This is a genomic window from Phenylobacterium sp. (assembly GCF_030651755.1).
Classification (GTDB): Bacteria; Pseudomonadota; Alphaproteobacteria; order Caulobacterales; family Caulobacteraceae; genus Phenylobacterium.
Map to the genome: position 1 here is coordinate 1 of NZ_JAUSBZ010000126.1, position 2,956 is coordinate 2,956.

A 2,956-nucleotide genomic window follows, 5' to 3' on the forward strand; every position below is an offset into this window, starting at 1 on the left:
TCTCGGTGGCCGCCCACACCGCCTATGACGGTCTGATCCAGCGCTATGAGGCCAATCTGATCTCGCCGCTGACCCTGATGACCCCTCTGGCCACCATCGCCCTGGGGGTCGCGATCATGAGCGATCCCTTCGGTCCGCGCATGGCCATCGGCACGGCGGTGGCCCTCGCTGGCGTCCTGATCATCGCCCTTCGGCCCAATCAGGTCGCCCCCCTCTTGCTCGCCTGGCGAAATCGCGCCGAATAGGGCCATGGACATCATCCCCGCGCCTTCGCCCAACTTCAACGAACGGGCCGGCCCCCCGGACATCCTCGTACTGCACTATACGGGGATGGAGAGCGGCGAGGCCGCCATCGCCCGCCTGCGCGACCCCGAGGCCAAGGTCAGCGCCCACTATGTGGTGGAGGAGGACGGCCGCATCTTCACCCTGGTGGCCGAGGAACGCCGCGCCTGGCACGCCGGGGTCTCGTTCTGGAAGGGCGAGCGGGACATCAACGGCCGCTCCATCGGGATCGAGATCGTCAATCCCGGTCATGAGTTCGGCTATCGGCCCTTTCCAGAGGCCCAGATCGCCGCCGTCATCGCGCTCACGGCCGATATTCGCACCCGCTGGATGATCGCTGACGGCGACATCATCGCCCATTCCGACGTGGCGCCGGCCCGCAAGATTGATCCGGGCGAACTGTTTCCCTGGAAGACCCTGGCCGAAGCGGGCCACGGCCTGTGGGTCGAGCCTGACCCGGCCCCCGGCGCGCCGCTGATCGAAGGCGCCGAGGGCGCTGGTGTGTTCGCTCTGCAGGCAGGACTCACCCGCCTGGGCTATGAGTGTCCGCCTTCGGGCAGGTTCGATGCGGCGACGACGACGGTCATCAGCGCCTTCCAGCGCCACTGGAGACCGCACCAGGTGGACGGAGTCGCCGACGGCGAAACCCGCGCGAGGCTGATCGCCCTGCTGCGAGCCCAGGCCTGATGCATCCGGCCGCGCCCTTTCGGGTGACGGAGGTCGAGGCGATCCTCGCTCACCTGTCGGTCTATCCGTTCATGGGGTTTTTCGCCGCCGGTGAGGCGGGCCTGCGGGTCGCCCACGCCCCCGTGGTCGTCCGGCGGGAGGGGCAGGGGCTGACCCTCGACTTTCACCTGTCGCGCAACAACGCCCTGACAGCGACCTTCGCCAGGGGCGGGCGCGCCCTGGCGGTCTCCCAGGGGCCGGACGCCTATGTCAGCCCGGACTGGTACGCGGCGGCTGATCAGGTTCCCACCTGGAACTACCTCACTGTCGAGGCCGAGGGTGAGGTGACGCCCCTCGATGACCTAGGGCTTGTGGCGTTGCTGGATGATCTGTCAGCCCAGGAAGAAGCCAGGCTCGCGCCTAAGGCCCCTTGGACGCGCCAGAAGATGTCGCCCGGGCGTTTTGAAGCCATGCTCGCCGGCATCCAGGGGTTCAGGTTGCGGCCGCGCCGGCTGGAAAGCACGGTCAAGCTTTCGCAGAACAAGGCGGCTGATGAGCGGGCTCGCGTGGCCGCGGCGCTCGGGGATCACCCCATCGCCAGGGCGATGGGGCCGGGCGCCTCTGACTGACACTCTTGACCGCAGGCGCCCCTGCGCCCACTGATCTGCGCGGATCAGACGGCTGGGCGGCCGCGGTCGCTTCGGCGGTCGAGGAAAGTCCGGGCTCCACAACGACATGGCGGCGGGTAACGCCCGCCGGGGGCGACCCCAGGGAAAGCGCCACAGAAAGCAAACCGCCTCTCTCCGGAGAGGTAAGGGTGAAAGGGTGCGGTAAGAGCGCACCGCGTTGGCGGCGACGTCGACGGCACGGCAAGCCCCGCCAGGAGCAAGACCGAATAGGGATTCCGCGCCGGCGCAAGCCGGTAGGGCCGTCGTTGGCCTGAGGCGTCCGGGTTGGTCGCGAGAACCGTCCCGCAAGGGCCGGTCCAGAGGAATGGTCGTCGCATCCGGCCCCAAGGTTCGCCTTGGGCCGGGTGGCACAGAACCCGGCTTATAGGCCGTCTGATCCGCCACTCCTCCTTCGCCGCGAACCGCGCAGAGCGTCCAATCCCCACTATACTTAACATGTTCCGTGTATGTTCTGTGGAGTGTTTACGTGCGTTAACCATAAACCTCGTGCGACATCTTTGTATTCTGGGGATTCTGTCCTCTAGAGTCATTGCAGCCCAATCCATCCCATGTTAACCCATTTCCTGTTCGCTGGGGCTTGGCGGACTCCGTTGGCGCGCCAGCGGGATGGTGGGGTCAGCGGCCGGTGGGGGTCGCGGGAGAGGGTGTCGGGCGCGAATGTTTGTCTCGACCTTCGAGAAGCAGTTGGATGCCAAGCGGCGCCTCGTGGTGCCGCAGGAGTTCCGCGCCCTCGTGTCGGGCCCCTTCGATGGCGTCGTCTGCTTTCCCTCCATTGAGGCCGACTGCATTGAGGGGGGCGGCAAGGCCCTGTTCGATCGCTACAACGGCCTGATCGAGGAGCTGGAGTTCGGCGATCCGCTGCGCTCGGCCCTTGAAGTTTCCGTCCTCGGGGGCATGGCGCGCCTGTCCTTCGACACAGCAGGCCGGGTGACCCTGCCGGAGACCCTCTGCGACCTGTTTGGCCTGTCCGACTGGGTCGTCATCGTCGGCCTGGGCGACCGTTTCCAGATCTGGGAACGAGACGCCTTCCAGGCCCACCGCGCCGCCCAGCGCGAACTGGCCCGCGAGGGCCTGGCCAAGATGCGCGCCGACCAGCGCGCCGCCCGCCTGGGCGTCGCGTCATGAGCGCGCCCCATCTTCCGGTCCTGCTGGACGAGGTGGTCGAGGCCCTGGCGATCAAGGCCGGAGACCTCATCATTGACGGCACCTTCGGGGCGGGCGGCTATACGCGCGCCTTTCTGGCCGCCGGCGCCCGGGTCACCGCCTTTGATCGGGACCCCACCGCCGCGCGCTTTTCCTCCGACCTGCCGGCCGATCGC

General features: G+C 67.7%; 4 protein-coding genes, 1 other RNA gene and 1 pseudogene. All 6 read left to right on the forward strand.

Annotated elements, in window-relative coordinates:
- Positions 1-245: pseudogene (locus tag Q7V15_RS11725) on the forward strand (EamA/RhaT family transporter); the annotation flags it as partial.
- 4 nt (positions 246-249) lie between these two features.
- A complete protein-coding gene (locus Q7V15_RS11730) occupies positions 250-969 on the forward strand; it encodes an N-acetylmuramoyl-L-alanine amidase (RefSeq protein ID WP_304755762.1) in 720 nt (239 codons plus the stop codon).
- Entirely contained in the window at positions 969-1,577 is a 609-nt protein-coding gene (locus tag Q7V15_RS11735; protein ID WP_304755763.1) for an FMN-binding negative transcriptional regulator, read from the forward strand. The genes Q7V15_RS11730 and Q7V15_RS11735 overlap by 1 nt, the downstream gene beginning before the upstream one ends.
- Positions 1,578-1,621: 44 nt before the next feature.
- Positions 1,622-2,017: RNase P RNA component class A (gene rnpB, locus Q7V15_RS11740), an RNA gene on the forward strand.
- Positions 2,018-2,294: 277 nt separating this feature from the next.
- Entirely contained in the window at positions 2,295-2,762 is a 468-nt protein-coding gene (locus tag Q7V15_RS11745; RefSeq protein ID WP_304755765.1) for a division/cell wall cluster transcriptional repressor MraZ, read from the forward strand.
- The coding region (mraW, locus tag Q7V15_RS11750) for a 16S rRNA (cytosine(1402)-N(4))-methyltransferase (protein WP_304755767.1) at positions 2,759-2,956 on the forward strand (198 nt) is incomplete at its 3' end. The genes Q7V15_RS11745 and mraW, both read left to right, overlap by 4 nt.